The following is a 26,007-nucleotide window of genomic DNA, read 5'->3' as shown; positions in this document are numbered from 1 at the left end:
GCGGGACTACCAGGATGTCGGAGCCAACTCCCCGGAGACGATCAGCAGGTTCCGGCACGGCGGGGCGATCCGTTGCCGGGACCATGCCGTGGAGAACGGCGGCCCTGCGGACCGAATCCTCATGGAGACCGAGGCCAAGAACGCCGGCGAGAACATCTCGCTGACCCGCGCACTGCTTGTCGGCCTCGACATGACGCCTACGAGCACCTCGTCCACGCGGGTTGCACCAGCCGACTGATCATGCCTTGGTGGTGCGAGGTTCCGGCCGGGGCGGGCACCGGGCCTGGGGTGGCCCGGTGCCCTCATCAGCGGGGCCGGGGTGGGGCCGCTGGTGCCGGGGGCGCTCGGTCCCTGGGGCCGCCGGGTCCGGGCCGCCCCGTGTCGGTCGGGTGGCGGGCCTGGTCAGGGTCTTGCGCGTGGTGCCGGACATAGGATCGCGGCATCGACTTGTGGAAAGCTTTCGTTTTTCTGACACTCGCCGGAGGTGCGGGCGCGTGGATTTGATTTTGCTCGGTCCGGTGGCCCTGAGTTCCGGCGCCGCATCTGTTGATCTTGGTCCGCCCAAGCAGCGGGCGTTGCTGGCCACGCTCGCGTTGCAGGCGGGGCAGACGGTCGGGGTGCCGGTGCTGGTCGACCGGATCTGGGAGGAGCGCCCGCCCGCCGAGGCCCGGAAGGTTCTGCACAGTTACATCACCCGGGTCCGGCGCACGGTCGCCCTGGCCGGGGCCGGGATCGCCCGGGGGCCCGGTGGTTACCGGCTCGACGTCGATCCGGAGGCGGTGGACGCGCACCGGTTCGAGGGGCTGGTTCGGCGAGCCGCTGTCGCGAGCGGGCCGGGGCGGGCCGAGTTGCTGAGTGCGGCGCTCGGGTTGTGGCGGGGTGATCCGCTGGGCGGGGTTCCCGGGGCGTGGGCCGAGAAGGTGCGGGAGGGATTCCGGCAGCGCCGGCTCGAGGCCGCCACCGATTGGGCGGACATCCGGCTGGCGGCGGGTGAGCCGCGGGCCGTCATCGTGTTGCTGGAGGCGCTGCTCCAGGAGTATCCGCTGGCGGAGCCGGTGGCCGCCCGGTTGATGCGGGCTCTGGGGGATTCCGGGCGCAAGGCCGAGGCGCTCGACCTGTTCGCCCGGGTCCGGCGCCGGATCGCCGACGAGCTGGGGGTGGAGCCGGGGCCCGATCTGCACGCCGGGCACCGGTCGCTGCTCAGCGCCGATCTGCCCGCCGAGCCCGTCGTGGGCCGGGGCGGGCCGGCTCAGTTGCCTCCGGACGTGCGTGGGTTCGTCGATCGTACCGCGGAGCTGGCCGCACTGGACGAGATCTTCGCCGGGACCGGGCGGGAGCCGCACGCGCTGACGATCGCCGCGGTGTCCGGGACGGCCGGGGTGGGCAAGACCGCGCTGACGATCCGGTGGGCCAACCGGGTGGCGGGGCGTTTTCCCGACGGTCAGCTGTATGTCGATCTTCGGGGGTACGACCCGGAGCGGCCGATGTCCCCGGAGACCGCGTTGAGCGGGTTCCTGCACGCGCTCGGTGTGGCCGGTGGGGACATCCCGCTGAGCACCGCCGACCGGGCCGCCCAGTTCCGGACGCTGGTCGCGGGCCGGCGGATGTTGCTCCTGCTCGACAATGCGTCGTCGGCGGAGCAGGTGCGGCAGTTGCTGCCCGGCGTCGCGTCCGTGTTCGTGCTGGTGACCAGCCGGGACAGCCTTCCCGGGCTGGTGGCCCGGCACGGTGCCACCCGGATCGAGCTGGAGCTGCTCGATCTTCCCGACTCGCTGGCGCTGTTGCGGGCGCTGGTGAACGGCCGGGTCGACGAGGACCCGGCCGCGGCTGAGGCGCTGGTCACGCTGTGCGCGCGGTTGCCGCTGGCGGTGCGGATCGCGGCTGAGCTCGTGCTCGCCCAGCCCCGCAAGCCGTTGCGTGATCTGGTCGCGGAGCTCACCGGCCAGGGCGAGCGGTTGGCGCGGCTGGAAGCGGGACAGGATTCCCGTACGGCGGTCACCGCGGTTTTCTCCTGGTCCTACAGCCGGCTCCCGGCCCCCGCAGCCCTGGTGTTCCGGGGTCTGGGGTCGCATTTCGGGCCGGTCGTCGACGAGCGGGTCGCCGCCGCGCTCGCGGGAGTGGACGTGCCGGTCGCGCGGGAGGCGTTGGAGGTGCTGGCCCGCGCCCATCTGGTCCGGCCTACCGAGCCCGGCCGTTACGTCATGCACGATCTGCTGCGCGCCTACTCGGCCGGGTTGACGTCGCAGGAGCTGACGGCGGCGGCCCGGGAACGGCTCGTGGCCTATTACGTGGCGCGGGTCGGTGAGGGGACCGAGGTCGCCGATGACCACGCCGAGCGGCTGAGCCTGGTCGCGGCCTCCGCCCATGCCGCGGAGCACGGGCCCTATCAGGCGGCGATCGACCTGGCCGACGGATTGTGGCGGCATCTCGACGCGAGTGGGCACCAGGCGGACGCGACGGTGCTGCACGCTCACGCCCGGGCCGCCGCGCGCAACGCCGGCGATCCCGGCGCTGAGTCCCGGACCCTCATCAGCCTCGGGGTGGTGGCGTGGCGGCGCAACGACTACGTGGCAGCCACGGCGCTGTTCGGGGAGGCGCTGCGGCTGGCCCGGCAGGCCGGCGACGAGCTCACCGAGGCGCGGGCGCTGACGAACCTGGGGTTGTGCACGGCGGCGCAGGGCCGGTATACGGCGGCGGCCGGGCACCTGGAGCCGGCGCTACGGACGTTCGTCGCGGCCGGTCACGACCGCGGTGCCGCGGGGACGTACATCAACCTCGCGCTGATCTATCTGCGGCAGGGCCGGCTCGACGAGGCGGCCGACGGGTTCGAGCGGGCCGTGGAGCTCTCCGAACGGCTGGACGACCAGGTCGCCGTCGCCTGCACGCTCACGAATCTCGGCATGCTGGCCACCATGCGGGGCCGGCTGCCGGAGGCGTTCGAGCTGCTCGATCGCGGGCTGGAGCTGTCGCTGGCGACCGGTTACCGGCGCAACGAGGCGCACACGCTGACCAACCTCGGCACCGCCCGGCTGCGGGAGGGCGCTCTCCCGGCCTCGGTCGAGCTCCATGAGCGCGCACTGGCGTTGTTCCAGGAGATCGAGGACGCCGAGGGCGAGGCGAACGCCCTGGTCAATCTCGGCGAGGCGCTGGTGGCCACGGGTGATCTGACGCGGGCCCGGGAGGTCCTGATGCTCGCGGTCGGCACGGCCGCGGGGCACGACGCGGGCTGGGAGGAGGCCGCGGGGCTGGTCGAGCTGGGCAAGTTGTACCGGATCGCCGGGGACCTCGACGCGGCGCACGCTCGGTGGCGCCGGGCACTGACGCTCTATGTCGAGTTCGGGACGCCGCAGGCCGACGAGGTACGTGCTCTTCTGAACGCGGGCGCGTGTGCTTCAGTGACGTAGCGCACCTATAGGGGAGACTGAGCGTCATGGCGTACCCATCCGATCATGACCCGCTTCTGGTGCCCGATGCCAACCGGAAGCCGGACGCGCCACCCCTGCCGGACGAGCTGGCCCAGACGCTCGCGGGCCTGGAACCCGCCGGGGAGGCCCCTCCGGTACGGAGTACGCAACGGGTACCCCGTACCCGTACGAGCGCTGTCTGGTTCGGGGTGTGGGCCGGCGTGGCCGCCCTGATCTTGTTGATCATTTTCGTCGCGCAGAACACCGGCAGGATGCAGATCAGCTTCCTGTGGATGGACGGGCGGATCCCGATCGCGCTCGCGTTGCTCATCGCCGGCGTCGCCGGGGCGGTGATCGCGATGGCGGTGGCCTCGGTGCGGATCATCCAGCTGCGCAAACTCGTGCGCCGGGGCCGCTAGGAAATTCCCGCCCGTGAACCGGGCGGGCTTTTTCAACCTTGACAGGTGACCTTTTGGTCACCTAACTTAGCGTGATGGACGATGACGACCGGGTGTTCAAGGCGCTCGCCGACCCCACCCGTCGCCTCCTGCTCGACCTGCTCTTCACCCGGGAGGGCCGCACCCTCACCGAGCTCGAGACCCAGGTGGAGATGACCCGGTTCGGCGTCGCCAAGCACCTGAAAGTGCTGGAAGAGGCAGGTCTGGTGACGGTGCGCAGATCCGGCCGGGAGAAGTTGCACTTCCTCAACCCGGTGCCGATCCGACTGATCCACGACCGGTGGATCGACAAGTTCACCGAGCGTCACGTGACGGCGCACGCCGATCTCAAGAACGCGTTGGAGGACGAGACATGACCGAGCCGCTGACCACTCAGGTGTTCCGGGTCTGGATCCGCACGACCCCGGAGAAGATCTGGACCGCCATCACCGATCCGGGCTGGAACGCCACATACGGGTATGCCGCACCGCAGTACTACGACCTCGAACCCGGCGGGCGCTTCCACTCGGTGCCGTCGGACGAGATGCTCACGTTCGCCAAGGAGAACGGCTGGCCGATGCCGGACACGATCATCGACGGCCAGGTGATCGAGTCGGATCCGCCCCGGCTGCTCAAGCAGACCTGGCGGATGCTGATGGACCCCACCACGGCGGCCGAGCCGTTCACGACGCTGACATACCTGATCGAGGAGCTGAAGTCGCAGCCCGGGGTCTGCCGGCTCACCGTCACACACGAGCTGACCGGGGCACCCGCGACCTCCGCGATGGTCGCCGGCTCGCCGCTCGACGAGGCCGGGGGCGGCGGCTGGGCCTGGGTGCTCAGCGACCTCAAGTCGCTGCTGGAGACCGGCACCACCATGGCCGGCCGGAGCTGACACCGCGCTGCCGGCCCGTTCGCACGGGCCGGCAGGAGTCGCTAGAAGACCCAGTGGACCGCGGTCATGACCCACTCGGTCTGCTGCAGGTGGGCGACACCGACACCGACGAGGAAGATGCCCGCGACGATGTGCGAGGGCTTCGCGGTGTGGCGCGGTCGGCCGAACTGGCGCTCCAGGACGACCCGGCCGATCAGCCGGGACAGGCCGAACACACCGGCCGCCACCAGCACCGACACCACGAAGACGATGAGGGCCGTGGTCAGGTCGCCGTCGGTCGACAGCGCCCAGATCCCCCAGCAGACGAACGCGAACAACAGGCCCGCGAAGCTCCACTCACCGCCGCGGCGCATCTGGCTCAGGTGCCAGCCGAGCGGCCGGCGCTCCTCATGCGCCTCGGTGTCCGGCCAGCCGGTGCCCGTGGGCTCGTGCTCGGCGGCGAACTGCTGCGGCTGCGGCCGCGGGTTGACCGCCGCACGACCGCTCCAGTTGGGCGTGCTCGGCGGGGCACTGGTCGGCGCCTCGGCACGCCCCTGCTGCGCCTGCGGTGCCTTTGGTGCCTGCGGTGCCTTTGGTGCCTGCGGTGCCTTTGGTGCCTGCTGGGTGCCGCCCCACTGCCGCGTGGGGTCGTAGGCCGGGGGCTGCCCCGGCCGTGGTGGCATGTCCGTCGTCGGCGGATCGGCCCAGGGATCCTGCGGCGGCATGTCGAGCGTCCGCTCGGGCCACTGCGGTTGCTCCGGCATCGTTCCCCTCCCCGGTACGGCCTCGCGCCGTCCTCCATCGAGACTAGCCAGCGAACAAATCGCTCGCCGTCGCGCGCGCCGTCCGTTACACAAACAGCATGGATGCCTCGGATATCCCGATCAGAGTAGGCGGCGCCGGCGACTGGGACGCCATCTGGAAGCTGCTCGCCCAGCTTTTCCACACCACCCCCTCGGACGAGAACAGTGCCTACGAGCGGGAGGTCTTCGAACCCGGCCGGGCCCTGATCGCCGAGGACGACGGCTCGATCGTCGGGCACGCCGCCGCGTACACCAGGGAATTGACCGTGCCCGGCGCCATCGTGCCCGCCGCGCACGTCACCCTGGTCGGGGTGGCCCCGACCCACCGGCGGCGCGGCATTCTCACCAGGATGATGGACCGCCAGCTGCGCGACGTCGCGGCCGCGGGCAACGAGCCGATCGCGGTCCTCTGGGCCAGCGAGACCAGGATCTATCCGCGTTTCGGGTACGGCCCGGCGGCCCAGCGACTGAAGATGGAGATCTCGACCACGGACGTCCGGCTGCCCGCGACCCCGGCGCCGCGGGGACGGTTACGCCAGGTCGAGCCCACCGAGGCGATCAAAGACTTCACCCAGGTGTACGAAGGCCTGCGCGCCACCCGCGTCGGATGGTCCAGCCGCGGCGGCCTCTGGTGGGAGCACCTGCTCGCCGATCCGCTGGAACACCGGGGCGGCGCCACCCCGTCGTACGGTGTCGTCCACGAGACGGCGGACGGTCCCACCGGATACGCCATCTGGAGCACCAAGAGCGAATGGGACAACCGCGGCCCGAACGGTCAGGTCCTGATCCGCGAGATCGTCGCCGCCGACCCGGAGGCCTATCTCACGCTGTGGCGCTTCCTGCTCTCCCTCGATCTGACCCGCCGGGCCTCGATGAGTTTCGCCGCCGTCGACGAGCCCCTGCAATACCTCGTCGACGAACCCCGCCGGCTGGGCATCACCCTCGCCGACGCACTCTGGATCCGCGTCGTCGACCTGCCGGCGGCACTCACGGCCCGGCGCTACTCGGCCCCGCTCGACGTGGTCATCGACGTGACGGACCCGCTGATCGCGGAGAACACCGGCCGCTGGCGCCTGGCCGTCGACGATTCCGGCACCGCCACGTGTACGAGGTCAGCGGCCCCCGCCGACCTCGCCTGCACCATCCTCGAACTCGGCACGGCGTACCTCGGGGCGGTCTCGTTCGCGGCCCTCGCGGCGGCCGGCACGGTTCACGAACTGACCCCGGGAACGCTGCCCCGCGTCACCGCGGCCTTTCGCTGGCATCGCATGCCGCAAGCAACCGAGGTGTTCTGAATGCGCGCGGCGACGGTAGGTTCGGCACCATGGGCGATCAACCCGAACGCCGGCGCCGCCGCTTGCGTCCCACGTCGGCGGCCAAGGCCGCGGCCGCCGAGACACCCGCAACGTCCCCCGACCCGCCCGGCGACGACATGACCCCCACGGTCGAGTCCGACCCGGCCGGCGTCGCCGGGCCTGACCCCCACGGCCTCGCTGACCCTGACCTCGGTGGCCTCGCTGACCATGGCAGCGTCCTCGGCGCCGGCAGCGTGAGTGACCCCGGCGGCGCGGTTTCCGGGGGCGAGCTGAGTGGTGGGCCGGTTGCCGAAACCCTGCCGGTGCACGATCCGGAGGAGAGCGGGCCGAGCCCGGCGACGGTGCAGGCCACGCTCGCCGCGAACGGCGCCGCCCGTCCGGTGCCCACCGCTCCCACGGCCAGCGACGGGCAACCGTCGCCCGGGGTTGACGGACCAGGACCGACATCCAGCGTGGGTGGGCCAGGACCAGGGTCCAGCGGGGGTGGGGCTCGGCCGGTTGGCGGCGCGGGTGGGCCGCGATCGGCTTCCGGAGCCGGTGGGCCTCGGCCGGCTTCGGGAGCGGGCGGTGGGCGGCCGGGTTCGGGCCGGGCGGGGAACGGGGACGAGCAGTCCGAGCGAGGGCTTCGCGGGCTTGTCGGGTCCGGGTCCTCGCAGGTCAGTGTTACCGCCGCGATGCGGGCCCGGGATGCGGCGCGGCCGAGTGAGGCTGATCTTGCCGCTGCCGAGAGCGAGTTGTCGATCGTGCGGCGGAACTGGATGCCGCGGGAGGATCTTCCGCGTAACCACACGCCCTAGAGCTTGGCGACGGGGAACGCCGGCCCCGGGAGCGGGGCCGGCGGGCAGACGGGTGGTCGGTGGGTCAGCTCTGCGGGAGCTGGGGCAGTTCCCGGGTGGCTTCGTACTCCGCGAGCTGGGCGATCCGGCGGGCGTGGCGCTCATTGCCGGAGAACGGGGTGGTCAGGAACGCCTCCGCCATGGCCGTGGCCTCGTCGAGGGTGTGTTCGCGGGCACCGATGCTGAGGATGTTGGAGTCGTTGTGCTGGCGGGCGAGCTGGGCGATCTCGACCTTCCAGGCGAGGGCCGAGCGGACGCCGGGGATCTTGTTCGCGGCGATCTGCTCGCCGTTGCCGGATCCTCCGATGACGATGCCGAGGCTGCCCTGGTCGGCGACGACCTGGGCTCCCGTGTGCAGGCAGAACGCCGGGTAGTCGTCCTCCGGGTCGTAGACGTGCGGCCCGACGTCGACGACTTCGTACCCCTGCTTGGCGAGGTAGTTGACGAGATGACTCTTCAGCTCGTAGCCGGCGTGGTCGGAACCGAGGTAGACGCGCATGACCGCAGTCTGTCAAACCTCGATCAGAACGTCAGCGCGGCCCGCAGACTGACCGCGATCTGGTCGGCTGCCGCCCGGGCCGCGTCGAAGAGGGCGAGCTTGCGTACGAAGCCGTGGTTGACCCCCTGGTAGCGCACGTGCACGACCGCGACACCGGCGTTGAGCAGGGCATCCGCGTAGTCGGCACCCTCGTCGCGCAGGACGTCGTACTCGGCGGTGAGGACCAGGGTGGGTGGCATCCCGGCCAGATCCGCGACGGCGAGCGGGGCCACGTCGGGAGTGAATCTTGTCATGGGGTCGGGGACGAACGTCTCCCAGGCGAGCTTCATGGCGGCCCGGTCGAGGCCGTTGCCGGCGACCTCGTCGTAGGACTCGGAGGCGGTCATCGGGTCGATCGCCGGGTAGATCAGCACCTGGTAGTCGAGCGGGGTGGCGGCGTCACGCTGGCGGCGGGCGGCGACGGTGGCGAGCTGGGCGCCCGCGCTGTCGCCGCCGATCGCCAGGCGGGACGGGTCGACGCCGAGGCCGGCGCCTTCCTTGCGGACCCAGTTCAGCACGGTCTCGACGTCATCGAGGGCGGCCGGGTGCACGTGCTCGGGCGCGAGGCGGTACTCCACCGAGAGCACCGCGCAGCCGGACCGGTCGGCGATCCGGCGGCAGAGCCGGTCGACGGTCTCCACGCTGCCGTAGCACCAGCCGCCGCCGTGCACGTACACGAAGACGGGTGCGCCGGTGCGAGCCGCGTACAGCCGGCAGGGCACGCCGGCGGCGTCCACGTCGGCGACGACCGGCAGCGGGACGGCCGGGCCGCACTCGGCCTCGATCGACTCCTCCATCGCCCGGCGGGCGAACGCGAGCTGGGTCTGCGGGTCGGCGGCGAGCACGTCGGCCGGCGGGCGCTGCCGGATCGCCAGCGACGCGGTGACCTGCGGGTGCAACATCGGCGCGGCTCAGCTCAGCTCAGCGAGGACGAGACCGCCGCGGGCCTTCGGGGTGAACCACGTGCTCTTGCGGGGCAGCTTCTCGCGGGCCAGGTTGACCGCGACGAAGTCGTCGACCGTGACCGGGGCGATGAGCACGGCCAGCCCGGCCCGGCCCGCGTCGACCTCGGCGCGCAGCCAGGCGGCCGGGTAGTCGCCACCCACGTACGAGATGCGTTTGTCCCCCGGGTCGAGACCGAGGGCGTCGCCCAGCAGGACCCGCTCGACCAGGGCGTGGTCCAGCTGGTCGACCGCGGACGCGCCGTCGGCCGAGGGCAGTTCGATCCGGTACGAGCGCCCGGCCGCGTACACCTCGATGGCGCCCTTGACCGGCACCTCGGCGGGGCGCGGCAGCTCCTCGACCCGCGCGCCGGCCGCGGTGAGCGCGGTGACCAGATCATCGACCGGGAGCTCGGCGACCAGCCGGTTGTAGGGCTGGATCGCGACCGAGGCAGGCGTGGTCACGACGGCGAGGAAGCGCGACAGCCCACCGGTCTGCGCCGCCAGGCTGCGGTGGTTGCCGTCGGCGACCACCAGCTCACCACCGCCGGCGAGTGCGGTCAGGTCGTCCTGCAGCGGGCCGGCGGGCACGATCCAGATGGCGTGGGTACGGCCGCTCTGGTCGAGGTCGGTCGCGGCCGGCGCCCCCGCGGCGTCGGTGGCGGCGGCGAGCGCGTCGTGCAGCGCGGCGCCCTTGCCGGTCTGCAGGAGCAGCACCGGTGACAGCAGGGTCCGCAGCGCGTCGGCCAGAGCCACCCGCTCGCGGACCTTGGCGATGAAGACGTCCTCGTTGCGGATCACCAGCCCCGGCTCCTCGGCGCTGGTGGAGATCTGGTCGGTGTCGACCATCGCCCACAGGCCGTACGCGGCGGGTTCGCCCGGCGCGGTGATCCGGTAGAGCACGACCACCTGCTCGGCGGGTGTGTAACTGCCGTCGGCCTTCTCCTCGGCGAGGCGGGCGGCGGCGTCGGGGAGGCACTCGAGGAACGCGCGCCCGACCGCCTCGGGGGCGCGATGGGGCATCTCGATGGCCAGCGCGCTGAGCGGGTTGGCCGCGATGACACCGGTGATCTCGGCGTCGTCGGCGAACTCGTCGTAGTTCTGCGCGCCGGTGCCGCCAGTAGTGATCCAGGCCCGGCTGATCGGGTGCACGACCGTCATGCCCGCGAACCTACCGAGCGGGTTCCAGCCCTGCTCAGCTACCCCGGCGCCGTCCCACCTGTCAGTTCGGCCTCCGGTGCCTGCTGGACGGCATGTTCTGCCGCATCCGGGCCTCCTTGACGCTCGGCGCCGCGGTGACAGGTGCGACGGACGTCACCGGAAAGTGAACGACGGTGACCGGCGGGGCGACCATCGCGGCGGCGTCGGCGGGCAGGGTGGGGCAGATGGTCTCCCACGCGCCGCGGTGCACGGCGATGGTGCAGGTGGCGACGCTGTCGGTCTCGGACATCGGATGCCTCCGGTCGGGTGACGGTGCTCACCCCATCCAACGACCGGCAGGTCCCCGACGTGATTAATTCGGGCGAAATTCGGCATGACCCAACCTCGCAAGGTGTGACGCGCGGTGAGCACATAAGGTGGGCTTGAAGGCTCTAGGACGGGGCACTGCGGCCCCGGCCAGCATGGAGGAGAGTGATCGTGGCCGGAGTTCGTAACCTGACCCAGGTCGAGGCCGCCGAGCGCGCCCGCCTGCTCGAGGTGACGGGGTACGACATCGCCCTGGACCTGACCGACGGGGCCGGAAACCCGGGCGACGGCACGTTCCGTACGGTTTCCGAGGTCACGTTCCGCTGCACCGAACCGGGGGCGCAGACCTTTATCGAGGTCGCCGCCGCGTCGGTTCGTTCCGCGGTGCTCAACGGGACACCCGTGGACCTGTCCGGATGGTCGGCCGAGAAGGGACTGGTCCTGACCGGTCTCGCCGCCGAGAACGCGCTCGTCGTCGACGCCGACTACTACTACTCGGCGAGTGGCCAGGGCCTGCAGCGGAGCGTCGACCCGGTCGACAACGAGGTCTATCTGTACAGCCAGTTCGAGACGGCGGACGCGCAGCGGGTCTACGCGGCGTTCGACCAGCCCGACCTCAAGAGCGTCTTCACGTGGCACGCCACGGTGCCGGCGCACTGGAAGGTCGTCTCGAACATGCCGGCCGAGGGCGTCGAGCCCGCCGACGGCGACGCCAAGACGGTGCACTTCGCGACCTCGCCGCGGATGAGCACCTACATCACCGCGGTGTGCGCGGGTCCGTACCACGAGGTGCGCGACAGCCACGACGGCATCGAGCTCGGGGTGTTCTGCCGGGCCTCGATGGCGCAGTACCTGGACGCCGACGACCTGTTCCTGGTCACCAAGCAGGGCTTCGACTTCTTCCACGAGCAGTTCGGGGTGCGTTACCCGCTGCCGAAGTACGACCAGCTCTGGGTGCCCGACTTCAACGCCGGCGCGATGGAGAACTTCGGCTGCGTCACGCACGCCGAGGCGCACTACATCTTCCGCTCGCAGGTCACCGACTACGAGTACGAACAGCGCGCCAACACGATCCTGCACGAGCTCGCCCACATGTGGTTCGGCGACCTGGTGACCATGCGCTGGTGGAACGACCTGTGGCTGAACGAGTCGTTCGCCGAATGGGCCAGCCACTGGTGCAACACCAAGGCGACCCGCTTCGAGGACGCCTGGACGACGTTCCTGTCCGTCCGTAAGGCCTGGGGCTACCGCCAGGACCAGCTCTCCTCGACGCACCCGGTCTACTGCGAGATGCCCGACCTCGAGGCGGTCGAGGTCAACTTCGACGGCATCACGTACGCGAAGGGTGCCAGCGTCATCAAGCAGCTGGTCGCGTACGTCGGGCTGGACTCGTTCCTGGCCGGGCTGCGCGCCTACTTCCAGCGGCACGCGTGGGGCAACGCGACGTTCGACGACCTGCTGACCGAGCTGGAGACCGCGTCCGGGCGCGAACTGCGCAAGTTCGCCGCGCAGTGGCTCGAGACCGCACAGGTCAACACGCTGCGGCCGGTCGTGACGATCGCGGCCGACGGAACGTACGAGAACGTGGTCGTCCGCCAGGAGGCCCCGGCCGAATATCCCACGCTGCGCACGCACCGCATCGGTGTCGGCGTCTACGACGTGCAGGGCGAGCGGCTGGTGCTGCGCGACCGCCTCGAGATCGACGTGAGCGGCGAGGAAACGGCCATCCCGGCGCTGACCGGCGAGCGGGCCGGTGACGTGCTGCTGATCAACGACGACGACCTCACGTACGCGAAGCTGCGGCTCGACGAGCGTTCGACGGCCTCGATCGTCAAGCACATCGACGGTTTCGACTCGTCCCTGGCGCGCGCGCTGTGCTGGGCGGCGTCGTGGGACATGCTCCGCGACGGCGAGCTGGCCGCGCGGGACTACATCGCGCTGGTCCGCACCGGGCTGCCGAAGGAACGCGACATCAACCTGACCACGGCGACGCTGCGGCAGGCGACCACCACGCTCGCCATGTACGCGGACCCGGCCTGGGCGCCGACCGGCTGGGCGCAGCTCGCGGAGACGGCCAGGGGCGCTCTCGCGGCGGCCGAACCGGGCAGCGGGTTCCAGCTCGCCTGGGCCCGCGCCTACCTCGGGGCCGCCCGCGCCGAGGCGGACCTCGCGGTGCTGCGCGGCTGGCTGGAGGGCACCGGCGTGCCGCAGGGCCTCACCATCGACACCGAGCTGCGCTGGTCGCTGCTGGTGGCCCTGGCGGCCCGGGGCGCGGCGACCGACGCCGAGATCGGCGCCGAGCTCGAATCCGACCGCACGGCCAGCGGCGAGCGGGAGGCCGCCCTCGCGCGGGCCCTGCTCCCCACGGCCGGGAACAAGGCGGCCGTGTGGGCCCGGCTCACCGGCACCGAGAAGCTCCCCAACTGGCTGCACCGGTCGCTGCTGCAGGGCTTCCAGTCGTCCAGCCAGGTGGAGCTGACCGCGCCGTACGCGTCGAAGTTCTTCGAGGTGGTCGACGACCTCTGGGCGCGCTCGGACAGCGAGCCGGCCCAGGAGTTCGTCATGCTGGCCTACCCGGCCTACCAGGTCAGCGACGAGACGGTCGCGCTGACCGACGCGTGGCTGGCCGCGGACGGTCACCCGGCGTCACTGCGCCGGCTCGTCGCCGAGGGCCGCGACGGTGTCCTGCGGGCGCTCAAGGCCCGGGCGAAGGACGCTTCGGCCGCCTGATCGTTTTGTGCACGGGCCGCGGGATCTCCGGATCCCGCGGCCGGTGAACTTACCGGGGCGAAACCCACCCGAAACAACTCTACGTGAGTACGCTGTATCGCAACGCGACGCGGCGGGGGTGATCCGGTAGTGGTGATCGGTCAGAGCGCACTGCCCCGATGGACCGCCCCGGAAGGCCCGTGGACCGAGCCCGACCTGCACCTCTTCCCGCAGGACGGCCACCGCTACGAGATCGTCGGCGGCAGCCTGCACGTCCTGCCCCCGGCCGACCGCCGGCATGACACCATCGTCGCCGCCCTGGTCACGACGCTGCGCGCGGCGGCCCCGCACGGCTGGTGGGTCTGCGACCGCCTCGGCATCGGCACCAGGGACAGCAACCTCATCCCTGATGTGACGGTGCTGCGGCCCCGCTCGTCCGGAGCCGTCTGGGCCGACCCCGCCGACGTGGCCCTGGTGATCGAGGTCGAATCCCCGGCGAGCGCCCGCTACGACCGGCTGCTCAAGCCGGTGCTGTACGCGGAGGCGGGCATCAGCGGCTACTGGCGGGTCGAACCGGGCGCGGAGCCGGTGCTGCACACGTACACGCTGACGAATGGCGGCTACGAAGCCCAGGAAACGATAAGAGGCGCCGACCCTGTGCGGGTCGACGCCCCGTACCCGGTCCGGGTGGCACCCCGAACCTGGAGCTGAATCCAGCCGTCAGCTGCGGCCGGCGTGGGAGGCCAGCTGGTCGAGGCCGGCGAGGACGCCGCCGGCCAGGTCGCCGCCCGCGAAGGCCGCGGCCATGGAGAGAGCGGCCAGCTTGGCGTCGCGGTCGGAGACCCGCTTGCGGGCTTCCGAGCCGGTGACGATCTCGAGGACCCGCTGGTTGGGCGAGGCCGCGATGAGGACCGCCGTGGCCGCGCCGTCGAGCCGGCGGTGCATGGCCTGGGCGCTGTCCCGGGTCGGCTCCTCGAGGTCACCGAGGTAGACGCTGAAGGACAGACCGGTCTGCTGGTTGGCGATGCGCAGCGCGTGGTCGAGCCGGAGCAGCTGACGCGTCGTGAACGGACCCTCGAGAGCGTCGATGCTCTCCTGGGACATGTCGAGCTCCGGGGCCTCGGTCAACGTCGGGCCACCGGCGTGGTGCAGCGCGGTCATCGGCTGCTCGTTTCGCTCGCTCGTCAGAGCCTGGGTCTCACCAACGGTCACTTGCGCCTCCCACCGGAGCGGGCCGCACGGGCTGGCCCGAAGAGTCCTCCACGATGCCCGCGGGCAGCGCGGCAGCATGCGCCGACGAGGGCTGGCCGACCTGCTTCGGCGAGGCCAGGAACCAGATCGGCTTGAAGTCGTAGGCCCGGCCGGGCCGGTAACGACGGTCGGGCTGATCGCGCTTCCCACCGGCGAGGGCGAGAGCCGCGACAAGGGTCATGATCGCCACAGGGATCACGATGTAGACCAGAGTTGTTTCGAAAATCGACAACCTCAACGCCCCCAGGCGTCAAAAGGAACCGGACATAGTCACTGTCTTCCCAGTGATCCGAACGTCAATCACGGTAGCGGAGTGAGAGCCGCCACGGACGCTCGGGTGTCAAGACCCACATGTCAGCGCTCTGTGACGCCGCGAAAACCGCCCGGAGGTGCGAAAATCACCCTCACGCGCCGTCCGCGAGGTTTCCGCCCGGGACGGCAGGAGGGGGAGATCATGCGCACCTCTGTCCCGGCCGCCCTCGCGGCGCTCATCCTTGCCCTGCCCACTGTCCTGCTTTCCAGCTCACCGGCCCGGGCCGCAGCCGTCTTCGTCGAGTTGAACCCCAGCACCGTCCGCGCCGGCGACGAGATCGGCATCCGCGCGAGCTGCGACGACAACCTCAAGGCGGGCACGGTGACGACCGACCCGCTCGGGGAGGTGAGCGTCACCCCCCGATACGGCTTCCTGACCGCGACCGTACGGGTGCCCGGCGCCACCCGGCCCGCCGACTACAAGGTCGCCCTGCGCTGCGCGGGAGGAGAGAAAGCCGAGACGACCCTGCACGTGGTCGCCAAGGTGGAACCCGTCCGTGGCCCGGCCACCGGAGGCGGGGGCACAGCCGGCGGTAATACGGTGACCATGCTCCTCGGCGGTGGAGCTACGGCTGTCGCGGCGGGCCTCCTGCTGGGCCTGGTGGCCCTGCGCCGGCGCCGGCTCGGCTGAGCGCGCCGGATGGCCCGCCCAGTACGGCCCCGGCCCCTCACCCCCGGCCCCCGCATGCCGGAATCGGTCCTCCGCCGCCGCCCGGCCGAGATCGTCCCCCGGCCCACTCCCCCACCGCCCACGCCCCCACCGCCTACTCCCCCACCGCCCGCTGCCACGGACCACGAGGAGACCGGCGCGGACGACATCGCGGTGCGGAAAGCGCCGGCCACCCAGTCCGACGCCGGCGACAACGCGACGACGGCCCAGCGGCCGAATCTGTCCGGTTTGTCCCGTCGGCCGTCGCCCTACCCGGAAGGAACACGGCGCGCCGGAGGAATCCGGCCCGCTACGGCAACCGAGCGCGCACAAAAGGCTGAGCGCCCAGGAGGGTCGAGGCGCGCAGAGATGGCCGAGCGCGCGGGAGGACCTGAGCCCGGGGAGACGGCCGAGCGCGCGGGAAGGGCCGAGTCCGGGCAGACGGCCGAGCGCGGGGAGACAGCCCGGCACGGGGAGACAGCCCGGCACGGGGAGACAGCCCGGCACGGGGAGACAGCCCGGCACGGGGAGACAGCCCGGCACAGAGAGATGGCCGTGCGCGGGGAGACAGCCCGGCACGGGGAGACAGCCCGGCACAGAGAGATGGCCGTGCGCGGGGAAACGGCCGAGCACGGGGAGACAGCCCGGCACGGGGAGACAGCCCGGCACGGGGAGACAGCCCGGCACGGAGAGATGGCCGTGCGCGGGGAAACGGCTGAGCACGGGGAAGCCGGCGGGCAAGGGGCGTTGGCGCAGCGCCCGGGGACAGCCGGGCGCGGGCAGGTAGCCGAGCACGGGGAGACGGCCCAGCGCGCGGGGAGAGCCGAGCGCGGGGAAATGGCTCAGCGCGCAAGGGTCGCTGAGCGCGGGGAAATGGCTCAGCGCACGGGGATCGCTGAGCGCACGGGGATCGCTGAGCGCGCCGGGTTGGCTGAGCGCGCCGGGTTGGCTGGGCGCGTGGATGGGGCTGGGCTTGCCGGGAGGGCTCAGCGCGTGGGGGTGGCTGGGCGCGCAGGTGGCGCTGGGCGTGGGGGGAGGGCTCAGCGTGGGGGGAGGGGTGGGGGGCGCGCTCGGAAGCCCGTACCCGTCGGAGTTTTCGCAGTGGTTTTGGTGTTTGTGGGGCTTTTCGCGATGGGTGCCGGGATGGGCGCGGCTACCGGGTTCGATCTGCGGGAGATCTTCAAGGGGCCGGATGAGCCGCCGCCGCGGGCTTTTCCGGTGCTGGAGCCGAGCCGGCCGATGCGGTTGAGTATTCCGGCGATCGAGGTGGCGGCGCCGATCCTGGATGTGGGGCTGGCCCGGGATGGCACTGTGGCCGTGCCTCCGTTGGAGCGGCACAACGAGGCTGGGTGGTTCGAGGACGGGCCGACTCCGGGGCAGTTCGGGCCCGCACTGATCGTCGGGCATGCCGACACCCGGTCGGGACCTTCGGTTTTTCACCATCTGGGGCGGTTGAAGCCGGGGCAGAAGATCGAGATTCTGCGCGAGGACCACGATACCGCGATCTTTCAGGTGAATTCCGTTGAGCATTATGGCAAGGACAAGTTGCCGATCCAGAAAGTCTACGGCGATTACAGCCGTCCTTCATTGCGCCTGGTGACCTGTGGTGGCACCTGGCTCGGTGGCAGCCGGGGCTATTCCGACAACGTGATTGTCTTCGCCTCCCTGGTCGGCACCGAGAAAATTTAGGCAGCCTCGGCGACCGGGGCCGGCAGGTCGAGCCAGTCCGACCAGCGGGGGTCCGGGGTGCGGTGGCCGAGGACGCGCCAGGCCACGCCGCGGGGGGCGGCCGGGGCGGCGTGCAGGCGCCAGCCGAGTTCGGCCGGGGTCTTGTCGCCCTTGCTGTGGTTGCACTTGGCGCAGGCCGCCACGACGTTGTCCCAGGCGTGCAGGCCACCGCGGCTGCGGGGGAAGACGTGGTCAATGGTCTCGGCCGAGCCCCGGCAGTAGGCGCAACGGCCGCCGTCGCGGGCGAAGATGGCCCGGCGGGAGAGGCCGACGTGGGTGCGGTAGGGCACCTTGACGTAGCGGGTGAGGCGGACCACCGAGGGGACCGGGAGGTCGTGGTAGGCGCTGTGCAGGATGCCCTCGCCGACGGACACGCATTCCGCCTTGGTGGTCAGCACGAGGATGGTCGCTCGACGCACCGATACGACGCACAGCGGCTCGTAGGTGGCGTTCAGAACCAACGCGGAGGAGCCCACTGTGGGTCGTATGTCAGGCATCGCGATCACCCTTCGGTGTGAGTGCTAGTAACCGCTCCCGATGTGCGCAAAGTGTCCTGCGAGCGCCGGAGAATCCCGGTGCCCGTGGCCCAATAATCCCTGATGGTCGACGAATTGGCGAGCAAAATCTGTGGCCGGGACGTAAACGTCTGAGGTCTCGGCCGGGGACGAACGGGACGGCCGGTACGGTTGGCTCCCGTGATTCCGCTAGCCGCTACCCCCGATCCGTCGGCCTCGACCGTCCCGATCATCGACAGCTCGTCGATCTCCGATCGGTGCAAGGTCGACCCCTTCTGCACCTGGATCTACGACCAGACCGAGAGCCAGTGGGTCGCCAACGGCGGCTACCTGTTCGTGGTCAAGCCGTTGCGGATCCTGGCGATCATCCTGATCGCGGCGCTGATCCGCTGGGCGTTGAACCGCGCGATCAAGCGGCTCACCACGACCACGTCGCGGGCCGCCATGCCGGCGCTGCTCAAGCCGTTGCGGGAGCGCGCCGACCGGCAGGCCGAGGCCGCCGAGAACACGTTCATCCCGGAGCGCCGCCGCCAGCGGGCCGAGGCGATCGGGTCGGTGCTGCGCAGCTTCGTCACCGCGGTCGTCTTCACCATGGCGGCCCTGCTGGTCATGGGCGAGCTGGGCTTCAACCTGGGGCCGTTGCTCGCCAGCGCCGGCATCGTCGGCGTGGCGCTCGGTTTCGGGGCGCAGAGCCTGGTCAAGGACCTGATCGCCGGGCTTTTCATGCTGCTGGAGGATCAGTACGGCGTGGGCGACTCGGTCGACCTGGGTGACGCGGTCGGCGTGGTGGAGTCGGTGGGCCTGCGGGTGACGACCGTGCGCGACGGCCGGGGCGTGCTCTGGTACATCCGCAACGGCGAGATCGTCCGGGTCGGCAACAAGAGTCAGGGCTGGGCGATGGTGGTCATCGACATCCCGATCGGCTTCGTCAACTCGGAGGAGGCCGGCGCCGTGCTGCGGGCGGCCGCGCTGGCGCTGGCGGCGGAGCCGGAGCACGCCACCGAGTTCCTCGAGCCCCCGGACGTGATCGGGGTGGAGCAGCTGACCGTCGACGGCGCGGTCATCCGGACCATCGCCAAGACCACCGCCGACGGGCAGCCGGTGCTGCAGCGGGAACTGCGCCGCCGGCTCACCGAGGCACTCGAGACGTCCGGCATCTCGGAACGGATTGCGGTATCCCGCATGCTGCCCCGGTCGGCGGTGCCGCCGATGTACAACTCGCCAGACCGTCCCGGCACCCCCGGGGGCGCGACCTGAGCTGCGCAGACGGCATGAGGGGGGATGTCCGTCCTCGACCGATTGGCGGATATTTCCCCCGTACGCCCTAGCCAGGACTCGGACGATCGGGCAGAATCCTGCAAGAAGCATCTGCACTTGCAGCGTCACGTTCGCCCGCCTGCGAAGCACGGCTGAAGAGCAGAAGCAGCCGTCGGGACACGGCCGGCCGTCGCGATCGATGGAGGACCTGGGTGTCCGAGGACCGACCCGCCGAGCAGCCGGGCACCGGCACCGGTGGCGCGGCGGCGGAGCCCGAACGCAACGGAAGCTATCGCGATCTGTTCGCGGTCCGCGAGTACCGGGCGATGTACTTCTCGCTGCTCGTCAACTGGGTCGGCGACTACCTCGCCCGGGCGGCGATCATCGTGCTCGTCTACCAGCGGACCGAGTCGGTCACGCTGTCGGCGGCCTCGTTCGCGATCAGCTACCTGCCGTGGATCGTGGGCGGGCCGGTGCTCGCGGCGGTCGCCGAGCGGTACCCGTACCGGCGGGTCCTGATCGTCGCGGACCTCGCGCGCGCGGTCCCGATCGCGCTGATCGCCCTGCCGGGGATCCCGGTGCCGGTGATCCTGGTGCTGCTGTTCCTGACGATGCTGGGCGCGCCACCCACCCAGTCGGCCCGCTCCGCGCTGATCCCGCTCGTGCTCGAACGCCGGCTGGTCATCACCGGGCTAGCCCTCAACGCCTCCACCGCCCAGGCCGCACAGGTGTTCGGCTACCTGGCCGGAGCGATCCTGGCGGCCGGTTTCAACCCCCGGTTCTGCCTGGCGCTGGACGCCGTCTCGTTCCTGGTGTCCGCGGCGATCCTCACGGCCTGGGTCAAACCCCGGCCGGCCGCCGTGGTGACCCGGCGCCAGCACCTGCTGCGCGAGACCGCCGAGGGCTTCCAGCTGGTCTTCCGCACGCCGTTGCTGCGGTCGATCGCGGTCATGGTGTTCGCGCTGACGACGTTCACGATCCTGCCGGAAGGGCTCGCGGCGGGCTGGGCGGCGGTCTTCCACGAGGACCCCGGCTCCCGCGGCTTCGACCAGGGCCTGATCATGGCCGCCGGGCCCATCGGGTACGTCGCCGGCAGCCTCGCGGTCGGCCGGATCGCCACCCAGGCCGGCAAGCACCGGCTGGTGAAGCCGTTCGCCGCGCTCGCACCGCTGGCACTGGCGTTCACCGCGTTCGCACCCAACGCGATCACCGTCGCCGTGCTCGTCGCCGTCTCCGGGGTGGCGCAGGGCGTGCTCGTGCCCGCGCTCAACGGGACGTTCGTGCTGGCCCTCCCGCACGGGTACCGCGCCCGGGCCAACGGGGTCATGCAGAGCGGTCTGCAGCTCAGCCAGGGCGCGTCGGTCATGGTGACCGGGGTACTCGCGCAGCACTCGTCCGTACCCCTCGTGGTCGGTCTGTGGAGCCTCGGAGGTCTGGCCCTCATGCTGACCGTAGCGGCCCGGTGGCCGGGGAATGCCGAGGCGGGCGAGGCGGCCGCGGCGATCCCGCCTCGGCAACGGCGGGGTGAGACGTCGCCCACAGAAGAGGCGGGCCCGGGACGGTCCACCACGGCTGGCAGAATGGACAAGTGAGCGAGCTCAGTTTCTTCGAGACGGTCGGCGGCGAACCGACCTTCCGCCGGCTCGTCGACCGGTTCTACGAGGGTGTCGCCGGGGACCCGCTGCTACGCCCGATGTATCCGGAGGATCTGGGGCCGGCCGCGGACCGGATGGCCCTGTTCCTGATGCAGTACTGGGGCGGTCCCACCACGTACCAGGAAACCCGTGGGCATCCCCGGCTGCGGATGCGGCACGCGCCGTTCGTGGTCGACAGCGCGGCCCGCGACGCCTGGCTGCGGCACATGGGTGCCGCGGTCGACTCGCTGGAACTCCCCGAGGAACAGCACACCGTGCTCTGGGACTATCTCGAACGGGCCGCCCAGTTCATGGTCAACGCGGCGGACGCGCATCCCGGGGGCCCGGCCGTTCGTTGATCGGGGTGATTTCGACCCGACCCCTGGAGCTGCCACCCATGCGACGCCGACTGCTCGCCGCCGCCGCGCTGACCAGCGCTGCCCTGATCCCCGCCACGCTGCCGGGAGCACCGGCCAGGGCCGACATGGCCCAGTCCACCGTCGTGTCGGCCAACCCGGTCGATTTCACGCCGCACGTGCTCGACGGCACCGTCTGGGCACTGACCGTCGTCGGCGACACGGTGGTTGTCGGGGGAAACTTCACCAAGGTCCAGGACAGCGCCCGCAGGACGACCTACAACCGCAGGAACATCTTCGCGTACGGCCTGCGCGACGGCGTGGTCCGCAGCTTCGCGCCCCAGGTGGACGCCCCGGTGTACTCGCTGGCCGCGGGAGCCGGCAGCACCGTGTACCTCGGCGGCTCGTTCCGGACCGTCAACACGGTCGCCCAGCGGGGTCTGGCCCGGGTCTCGGTCACCACCGGCGCCCGCCTCCCGGCGTTCACCGCGAAGATCAACTGGGGCGATGTGCGCGCGCTCGCCGTCCGCGGCACCCGCCTGTACGCCGGCGGCACGTTCTCCGCGGTCAACGGCGTCACCCGGGTCGGCCTGGCCCGCCTGAACACCAGCTCCGGCGCGGTCGACGCCGGCTTCAACCCGAGGCTGTCCGCCCCCGGCCTCAAGCGCACCCGGGTCGAGCACTTCGACGTGACCCCGGACGGCAGCCGGCTGGTCGCGGTCGGCGCGATCCTCAAGGTCGGCTCGGTCAACCGCAAGCAGATCGCCCTGTTCAACACCTCCGGCGCCACGGCCGCGGTGCTGAGCTGGTACACCGACGCCTACCAGGCGCAGTGCATGCCGGGCTTCGACACGTACCTGCGGCAGGTGAAATTCTCACCCGACGGCCGGTACTTCGTGGTGGCGGCGACCGGCCGGGACTCCGCCCCCACCAAGCTGTGCGACTCGGCGGCCCGGTTCGAGACCACCGGTGGCGGCAAGCACAACCCGACCTGGGTGCAGCACACCGGCGGCGACTCGTTGTACGCGGTCGCGGTGACCGGCAGCGCGGTGTACCTCGGCGGGCACCAGCGTTACCTGAACAACCCGTACGGCACCGACGCCAAGGGCCCCGGCCCCGGAGCGGTCTCCCGCCCCGGCATCGGCGCGGTCAGCCCGACCACCGGCCGGGCCCTGGCCTGGAACCCGACCCGCCTGCGCGGCGTAGGCGTCCGAGCCTTCCAGGTGGTCCCCAACGGCCTGATCGTAGGCTCCGACACCGACCAACTAGGCAAGGAATACCACGGCCGAGTAGGCATGTTCCCGAGCTAACTGATCTAACCCGGACCACAACGCGATCGCCCGGCAAAGACTTGAGGCCCGGTTTTCTGACGCCCGCGCAGTTTGCGGGTGGCAGAAAACCGGGCCTCAAGTCTTTGTCTCTCAGGGGCGATCGCCAGCTGAGCGAAGCGAAGCCATCAAAGCAGAGCACCCTCGTCGTGTAGCCAGTCGACGAAGGAGGTGGCTACCGCGGCGCCGCAGTCGAGCATCTCGACCAGGAGGGCGTCGTGGGCCCCGGAGGCCAGCGGGATCTGCAGCTCGGCGTAGATGGGTAGCTGCCCCCGCTCGGTCGGGTCGCCGATGTAGGCCTTGCAGAACCGGCGGGTGTGGTTCCACTCGTTGACCACGCGGTAGGCGCGGTCGGCCCAGTCCGGCGGGACCGTCGCGTGCGGGCGGGCCCGCATGACGAGGATCTCGTCGTCCGGCCCCTCGAGGGTGACCAGCACCGCGTGCCGTTCCCACATCGCCAGCAGGCTGCCGCCGCCGTCGGCGAGGAACCGGATGTCGAGCAGGTCGAGGGCCTTGCCGATGCGGGTCAGGTCGACCGGTGCGACCTGACCGGGTTCCTCCATCGCGGACAGGTCGGCGGCCGACTTCGAAGCGCGTTCGGGCTCACGCTGCGTCGGTACGCCGACACGGATGCTGCTCTGCAGAGCGACCTCGCCGCCGCTCTCGGGCTCGTTGTCTCCGGACGATCCGGGACGCCATGACCACCACGGCATCGTTGTGCACCTCACTCCCCAGCAGGTCAGCCGCCGGACGTAGCGGTGGACCCGTCGGCGACGGTACCCGTACAGCTCGCGGAGGTCATCCCCTCAAAGGGAGGGCGCGACCGGACGACCGATGCATCATCACCCTTTCGGATGAACACCTACGGGCATAACGGTCAATTCTTGGACCGGCTGTAGCCAGGCGACTCCATATGGTGCAGAAAGTCCCACCCAGCGTCCCGCCACGCATACGCGGGTGCTCGGCCGCTCCCCCGCCTCCGGCCCGAGGAAGCCCATCCGGGAGATCGCCTGGACGAGCCGCTGCGGGATCTCGACCGGATCCCCACCGCTCGGTGTCACGACCAGCGCGACGTGGTCGAGCAGGGCGTCCCGGACCGCGCGCTGCCCCACCGAGCGCCCGCTCAGACCGCCCTCGGTGACCTCCCGCAGCGTCCCGGCCGCGGCGTCGGCCAGGCGGCTCAGCTCCGCGGCCGCGACGGACTCGACGACGGCGATCCCGGCGGGCGGCAGCGGCCAGCGCCACGCGGCATCGCGCCGGGTGGGCAGGTCGGACCCGCCGGACGCCAGGATCGCGAGCAGCTCGGCGGCGGCCACCGTGGCGTCACCCGGCCCGGCCCCGGCCACGTCCCGGGTGACCAGCACACCCCAGGGCAGCCGGGCCCACAGCGCGGTGCGGCCCTTGCCGGAACGCAGCCGCACCGGCAGGGCCCGATCGAGACGGGTCAGCCGGGCCAGGAAGGCGCCGGCGTCCGCGACCCCTTCGATGTTGTGGTCGCTCATGAAGAGCTCAAGCCTCCAGGTAGGGCTTGAGAAAGTCGCGCTCCTGCTCACTCAGCCGGCGCGGGAAGCCCTCAGCCAGGTTGTAGGGCACGCACACCGATTTCGCCCTGCTGGCGAGCACGCCCTCGTCGAACAGTTCATAGGAGACGGTGAAGGAGGCCGTACGCAGCTGCGAGATCCACAGCTCGATGCGCACGGACTCGCCGTAGTCCACCGGCCGCAGGTAGTCCACCTCGTGCCGGGAGATCACGATGCCCTCCTCGAAGGACGTGAACCCCTGGGCGCGGGCGTTCGTGAAGAACAGCGCAACGCGCGCCTCCTCGTACAGCGTGAGGAAGCGCGCGTTGTTGACGTGGCCGTACGCGTCCATGTCGGACCAGCGCACGGCCGCGTCGAAGACGAATCTGTCAGTCACGGGTGAGCTTGCGGTACGTGACCCGGTGCGGGCGCGCGGCCTCGGCGCCGAGCCGGTCGATCTTGTTCTTCTCGTACGCGTCGAAGTTGCCCTCGAACCAGAACCACTTGTCGGGGTTCTCGTCCGTGCCCTCCCACGCGAGCATGTGCGTGGTGACCCGGTCGAGGAACATCCGGTCGTGGGAGATGACCACGGCGCAGCCGGGGAATTCCAGCAGCGCGTTCTCCAGGCTGCCCAGAGTCTCGACGTCCAGGTCGTTCGTCGGTTCGTCGAGCAGCAGCACGTTGCCGCCGATCTTCAGCGTCATCGCCAGGTTGAGCCGGTTGCGCTCACCACCGGAGAGGACCTTGACCGGCTTCTGCTGGTCGGGGCCCTTGAAACCGAACGCGGCCACGTAGGCCCGCGACGGCATCTCGACCTTGCCGACCATCATGTGGTCGAGACCGTCCGAGACGACCTCCCACACCGTCTTGGTGCCGTCGAGGCCGGAGCGGCTCTGGTCGACGTACGACAGCTTGACCGTCTCACCGACCCGGACCGCACCCTCGTCCGGCTGCTCGAGCCCGACGATGGTCTTGAACAGCGTGGTCTTGCCGACGCCGTTCGGTCCGATGATGCCGACGATGCCGTTGCGCGGCAGCGAGAACGACAGGTGATCGATGAGCGTACGCCCGTCGAAGCCCTTGACCAGGTCCTTCGACTCGATCACCGTGTTGCCCAGACGCGGGCCCGGCGGGATCTGGATCTCTTCGAAGTCCAGCTTGCGGGTCTTCTCCGCCTCGGTGGCCATCTCGTCGTAGCGGTCGAGCCGGGACTTGCTCTTGGTCTGGCGCGCCTTGGCGTTCGACCGCACCCACTCGAGCTCGTCGGCGAGGCGCTTCTTGAGCTTGGCGTCCTTGCGACCCTCGACCGCGAGGCGCTGGGCCTTCTTGTCGAGGTACGTGGAGTAGTTGCCCTCGTACGGGTAGGCGCGGCCCCGGTCGAGCTCGAGGATCCAGGTCGCCACGTTGTCGAGGAAGTACCGGTCGTGCGTGATGGCGATGACGGTGCCGGCGTACTTGGCGAGGTGCTGCTCCAGCCACGACACGCTCTCGGCGTCGAGGTGGTTGGTGGGCTCGTCGAGCAGCAGCAGGTCGGGCGCCTCGAGCAGCAGCTTGCACAGCGCGACGCGGCGGCGCTCACCACCGGAGAGCTGGGTGACGTCGGCGTCCGGCGGCGGGCAGCGCAGCGCGTCCATCGCGAGCTCGAGCTGGGAGTCGAGGTCCCACGCGTTCGCGTTGTCGAGCTCCTCCTGGAGCTTGCCCATCTCTTCCATGAGCTCGTCGGTGTAGTCCGTGGCCATCTGCTCGGCGATCGCGTTGAACCGCTCCATCTTGGCCTTGGTCTCCGCGACCGCTTCCTCGATGTTGCCGAGAACCGTCTTGCTTTCGTTGAGCGGGGGCTCCTGCGCGAGCATGCCGACGGTGTTGCCGGGCATGAGCCGGGCCTCGCCGTTGCTCACGGTGTCGATGCCCGCCATGATCTTCAGCAGGCTGGACTTACCGGCGCCGTTCGGACCGACGACACCGATCTTGACCCCGGGCAGGAAGTTCAGCGTCACATTGTCGAGCACGACCTTGTCGCCGTGCGCCTTGCGCGCCTTCTCCAGGGTGTAGATGAACTGGGCCACAGTGCGGCCTACCTCCGTGATCGAGATTTCCGGTGCCGGAACGGAGGCCCAATCTTTCCAGGTCGC

26 protein-coding genes are annotated in these 26,007 nt (G+C 70.9%); 14 read left to right on the top strand and 12 right to left on the bottom strand.

Annotated features, from left to right (window positions below; all coding sequences use genetic code 11):
- Positions 1–494: 494 nt before the first annotated feature.
- The 4 genes from ACIA6A_RS32835 to ACIA6A_RS32820 all read left to right on the top strand — a co-directional run bounded on the left by ACIA6A_RS32835 (position 495) and on the right by ACIA6A_RS32820 (position 4,736).
- Positions 495–3,404, top strand: a complete 2,910-nt coding sequence (locus tag ACIA6A_RS32835) for a tetratricopeptide repeat protein (protein WP_396101842.1) — start codon at positions 495–497, stop codon at positions 3,402–3,404.
- Between the two features lie 26 nt (positions 3,405–3,430).
- A complete protein-coding gene (locus tag ACIA6A_RS32830) occupies positions 3,431–3,823 on the top strand; it encodes a lipopolysaccharide assembly LapA domain-containing protein (RefSeq protein ID WP_396101841.1) in 393 nt (130 codons plus the stop codon).
- A 74-nt stretch (positions 3,824–3,897) separates the two neighbouring features.
- Complete coding sequence (locus ACIA6A_RS32825; RefSeq protein ID WP_396101840.1) at positions 3,898–4,218, top strand: ArsR/SmtB family transcription factor; 321 nt, start codon at positions 3,898–3,900, stop codon at positions 4,216–4,218.
- A complete protein-coding gene (locus tag ACIA6A_RS32820; protein ID WP_396101839.1) occupies positions 4,215–4,736 on the top strand; it encodes an SRPBCC domain-containing protein in 522 nt (173 codons plus the stop codon). The genes ACIA6A_RS32825 and ACIA6A_RS32820 overlap by 4 nt, the downstream gene beginning before the upstream one ends.
- A 41-nt stretch (positions 4,737–4,777) precedes the next feature.
- On the opposite strand, the gene ACIA6A_RS32815 is transcribed toward ACIA6A_RS32820, so the two are convergent.
- Positions 4,778–5,479 carry a DNA-directed RNA polymerase II gene (locus ACIA6A_RS32815; RefSeq protein WP_396101838.1) on the bottom strand — a complete coding sequence of 234 codons (702 nt, stop codon included), beginning with the start codon at positions 5,477–5,479 and terminating at the stop codon, positions 4,778–4,780.
- A gap of 98 nt (positions 5,480–5,577) precedes the next feature.
- Here ACIA6A_RS32815 and ACIA6A_RS32810 point away from each other — a divergent pair, with 98 nt between their 5' ends.
- Entirely contained in the window at positions 5,578–6,813 is a 1,236-nt protein-coding gene (locus ACIA6A_RS32810) for a GNAT family N-acetyltransferase (protein WP_396101837.1), read from the top strand.
- Positions 6,814–7,286: 473 nt separating this feature from the next.
- Positions 7,287–7,631 (top strand): hypothetical protein, encoded by a 345-nt coding sequence (locus tag ACIA6A_RS32805; protein ID WP_396101867.1) that lies wholly within the window; start codon positions 7,287–7,289, stop codon positions 7,629–7,631.
- A 64-nt stretch (positions 7,632–7,695) separates the two neighbouring features.
- Here the strand turns inward: ACIA6A_RS32805 and ACIA6A_RS32800 are convergent, their stop codons facing one another.
- The 4 genes from ACIA6A_RS32800 to ACIA6A_RS32785 all read right to left on the bottom strand — a co-directional run bounded on the left by ACIA6A_RS32800 (position 7,696) and on the right by ACIA6A_RS32785 (position 10,599).
- On the bottom strand, positions 7,696–8,169 hold the full coding sequence (locus ACIA6A_RS32800; protein WP_396101836.1) for a ribose-5-phosphate isomerase: 474 nt from the start codon (positions 8,167–8,169) through the stop codon (positions 7,696–7,698).
- Positions 8,170–8,192: 23 nt separating this feature from the next.
- Positions 8,193–9,110, bottom strand: a complete 918-nt coding sequence (locus ACIA6A_RS32795) for an alpha/beta hydrolase (RefSeq protein WP_396101835.1) — start codon at positions 9,108–9,110, stop codon at positions 8,193–8,195.
- 9 nt (positions 9,111–9,119) lie between these two features.
- Positions 9,120–10,310, bottom strand: a complete 1,191-nt coding sequence (locus ACIA6A_RS32790) for a DUF1015 family protein (protein WP_396101834.1) — start codon at positions 10,308–10,310, stop codon at positions 9,120–9,122.
- Positions 10,311–10,371: 61 nt separating this feature from the next.
- On the bottom strand, positions 10,372–10,599 hold the full coding sequence (locus ACIA6A_RS32785; RefSeq protein ID WP_396101833.1) for a hypothetical protein: 228 nt from the start codon (positions 10,597–10,599) through the stop codon (positions 10,372–10,374).
- Positions 10,600–10,787: 188 nt separating this feature from the next.
- Between ACIA6A_RS32785 and pepN the strand changes: the two genes are divergently transcribed.
- The gene (pepN, locus tag ACIA6A_RS32780) at positions 10,788–13,346 is read left to right on the top strand and encodes an aminopeptidase N (protein WP_396101832.1); all 2,559 of its coding nucleotides are present in this window, start codon (positions 10,788–10,790) and stop codon (positions 13,344–13,346) included.
- Between the two features lie 129 nt (positions 13,347–13,475).
- Positions 13,476–14,036 carry a Uma2 family endonuclease gene (locus ACIA6A_RS32775; protein ID WP_396101831.1) on the top strand — a complete coding sequence of 187 codons (561 nt, stop codon included), beginning with the start codon at positions 13,476–13,478 and terminating at the stop codon, positions 14,034–14,036.
- A gap of 9 nt (positions 14,037–14,045) precedes the next feature.
- On the opposite strand, the gene ACIA6A_RS32770 is transcribed toward ACIA6A_RS32775, so the two are convergent.
- Together ACIA6A_RS32770 and ACIA6A_RS32765 are read right to left on the bottom strand one after the other, a co-directional pair.
- On the bottom strand, positions 14,046–14,429 hold the full coding sequence (locus ACIA6A_RS32770) for a DUF5130 family protein (RefSeq protein ID WP_396101866.1): 384 nt from the start codon (positions 14,427–14,429) through the stop codon (positions 14,046–14,048).
- A 94-nt stretch (positions 14,430–14,523) separates the two neighbouring features.
- Positions 14,524–14,808 (bottom strand): hypothetical protein, encoded by a 285-nt coding sequence (locus ACIA6A_RS32765; protein ID WP_396101830.1) that lies wholly within the window; start codon positions 14,806–14,808, stop codon positions 14,524–14,526.
- A gap of 222 nt (positions 14,809–15,030) precedes the next feature.
- Between ACIA6A_RS32765 and ACIA6A_RS32760 the strand changes: the two genes are divergently transcribed.
- A complete protein-coding gene (locus ACIA6A_RS32760) occupies positions 15,031–15,519 on the top strand; it encodes a hypothetical protein (RefSeq protein WP_396101829.1) in 489 nt (162 codons plus the stop codon).
- Positions 15,520–16,530: 1,011 nt separating this feature from the next.
- Complete coding sequence (locus ACIA6A_RS32755) at positions 16,531–17,226, top strand: class F sortase (protein ID WP_396101865.1); 696 nt, start codon at positions 16,531–16,533, stop codon at positions 17,224–17,226.
- On the opposite strand, the gene ACIA6A_RS32750 is transcribed toward ACIA6A_RS32755, so the two are convergent.
- Positions 17,223–17,762: an HNH endonuclease gene (locus tag ACIA6A_RS32750; RefSeq protein WP_396101828.1), complete on the bottom strand. Its 540-nt coding sequence runs from the start codon at positions 17,760–17,762 to the stop codon at positions 17,223–17,225. The genes ACIA6A_RS32755 and ACIA6A_RS32750 overlap by 4 nt on opposite strands.
- Positions 17,763–17,960: 198 nt before the next feature.
- On the opposite strand from ACIA6A_RS32750, the gene ACIA6A_RS32745 reads away from it, so the two are divergent.
- The 4 genes from ACIA6A_RS32745 (at position 17,961) to ACIA6A_RS32730 (ending at position 22,337) form a co-directional block, all read left to right on the top strand.
- On the top strand, positions 17,961–19,037 hold the full coding sequence (locus ACIA6A_RS32745; protein WP_396101827.1) for a mechanosensitive ion channel family protein: 1,077 nt from the start codon (positions 17,961–17,963) through the stop codon (positions 19,035–19,037).
- 212 nt (positions 19,038–19,249) lie between these two features.
- Positions 19,250–20,629: an MFS transporter gene (locus ACIA6A_RS32740; RefSeq protein WP_396101826.1), complete on the top strand. Its 1,380-nt coding sequence runs from the start codon at positions 19,250–19,252 to the stop codon at positions 20,627–20,629.
- Positions 20,626–21,030 carry a globin gene (locus ACIA6A_RS32735; RefSeq protein ID WP_396101825.1) on the top strand — a complete coding sequence of 135 codons (405 nt, stop codon included), beginning with the start codon at positions 20,626–20,628 and terminating at the stop codon, positions 21,028–21,030. Before ACIA6A_RS32740 ends, ACIA6A_RS32735 begins: the two co-directional genes overlap by 4 nt.
- Before the next feature lie 38 nt (positions 21,031–21,068).
- On the top strand, positions 21,069–22,337 hold the full coding sequence (locus ACIA6A_RS32730; protein ID WP_396101824.1) for a delta-60 repeat domain-containing protein: 1,269 nt from the start codon (positions 21,069–21,071) through the stop codon (positions 22,335–22,337).
- A gap of 146 nt (positions 22,338–22,483) precedes the next feature.
- Here the strand turns inward: ACIA6A_RS32730 and ACIA6A_RS32725 are convergent, their stop codons facing one another.
- The 4 genes from ACIA6A_RS32725 to ettA form a co-directional block, all read right to left on the bottom strand.
- Positions 22,484–23,068, bottom strand: a complete 585-nt coding sequence (locus ACIA6A_RS32725) for a YbjN domain-containing protein (RefSeq protein ID WP_396101823.1) — start codon at positions 23,066–23,068, stop codon at positions 22,484–22,486.
- A 129-nt stretch (positions 23,069–23,197) separates the two neighbouring features.
- The gene (locus ACIA6A_RS32720; RefSeq protein ID WP_396101822.1) at positions 23,198–23,857 is read right to left on the bottom strand and encodes a hypothetical protein; all 660 of its coding nucleotides are present in this window, start codon (positions 23,855–23,857) and stop codon (positions 23,198–23,200) included.
- A 7-nt stretch (positions 23,858–23,864) separates the two neighbouring features.
- Entirely contained in the window at positions 23,865–24,272 is a 408-nt protein-coding gene (locus tag ACIA6A_RS32715) for an acyl-CoA thioesterase (protein WP_396101821.1), read from the bottom strand.
- Positions 24,265–25,941 (bottom strand): energy-dependent translational throttle protein EttA, encoded by a 1,677-nt coding sequence (ettA, locus tag ACIA6A_RS32710; RefSeq protein WP_396101820.1) that lies wholly within the window; start codon positions 25,939–25,941, stop codon positions 24,265–24,267. Before ettA ends, ACIA6A_RS32715 begins: the two co-directional genes overlap by 8 nt.
- Positions 25,942–26,007: the final 66 nt, after the last annotated feature.

This window comes from Actinoplanes sp. NPDC051494 (assembly GCF_044454705.1).
Classification (GTDB): domain Bacteria; phylum Actinomycetota; class Actinomycetes; order Mycobacteriales; family Micromonosporaceae; genus Actinoplanes.
Note: the sequence above shows the minus strand (reverse complement) of the source record. Positions and strands in the feature narration are given on the sequence as shown.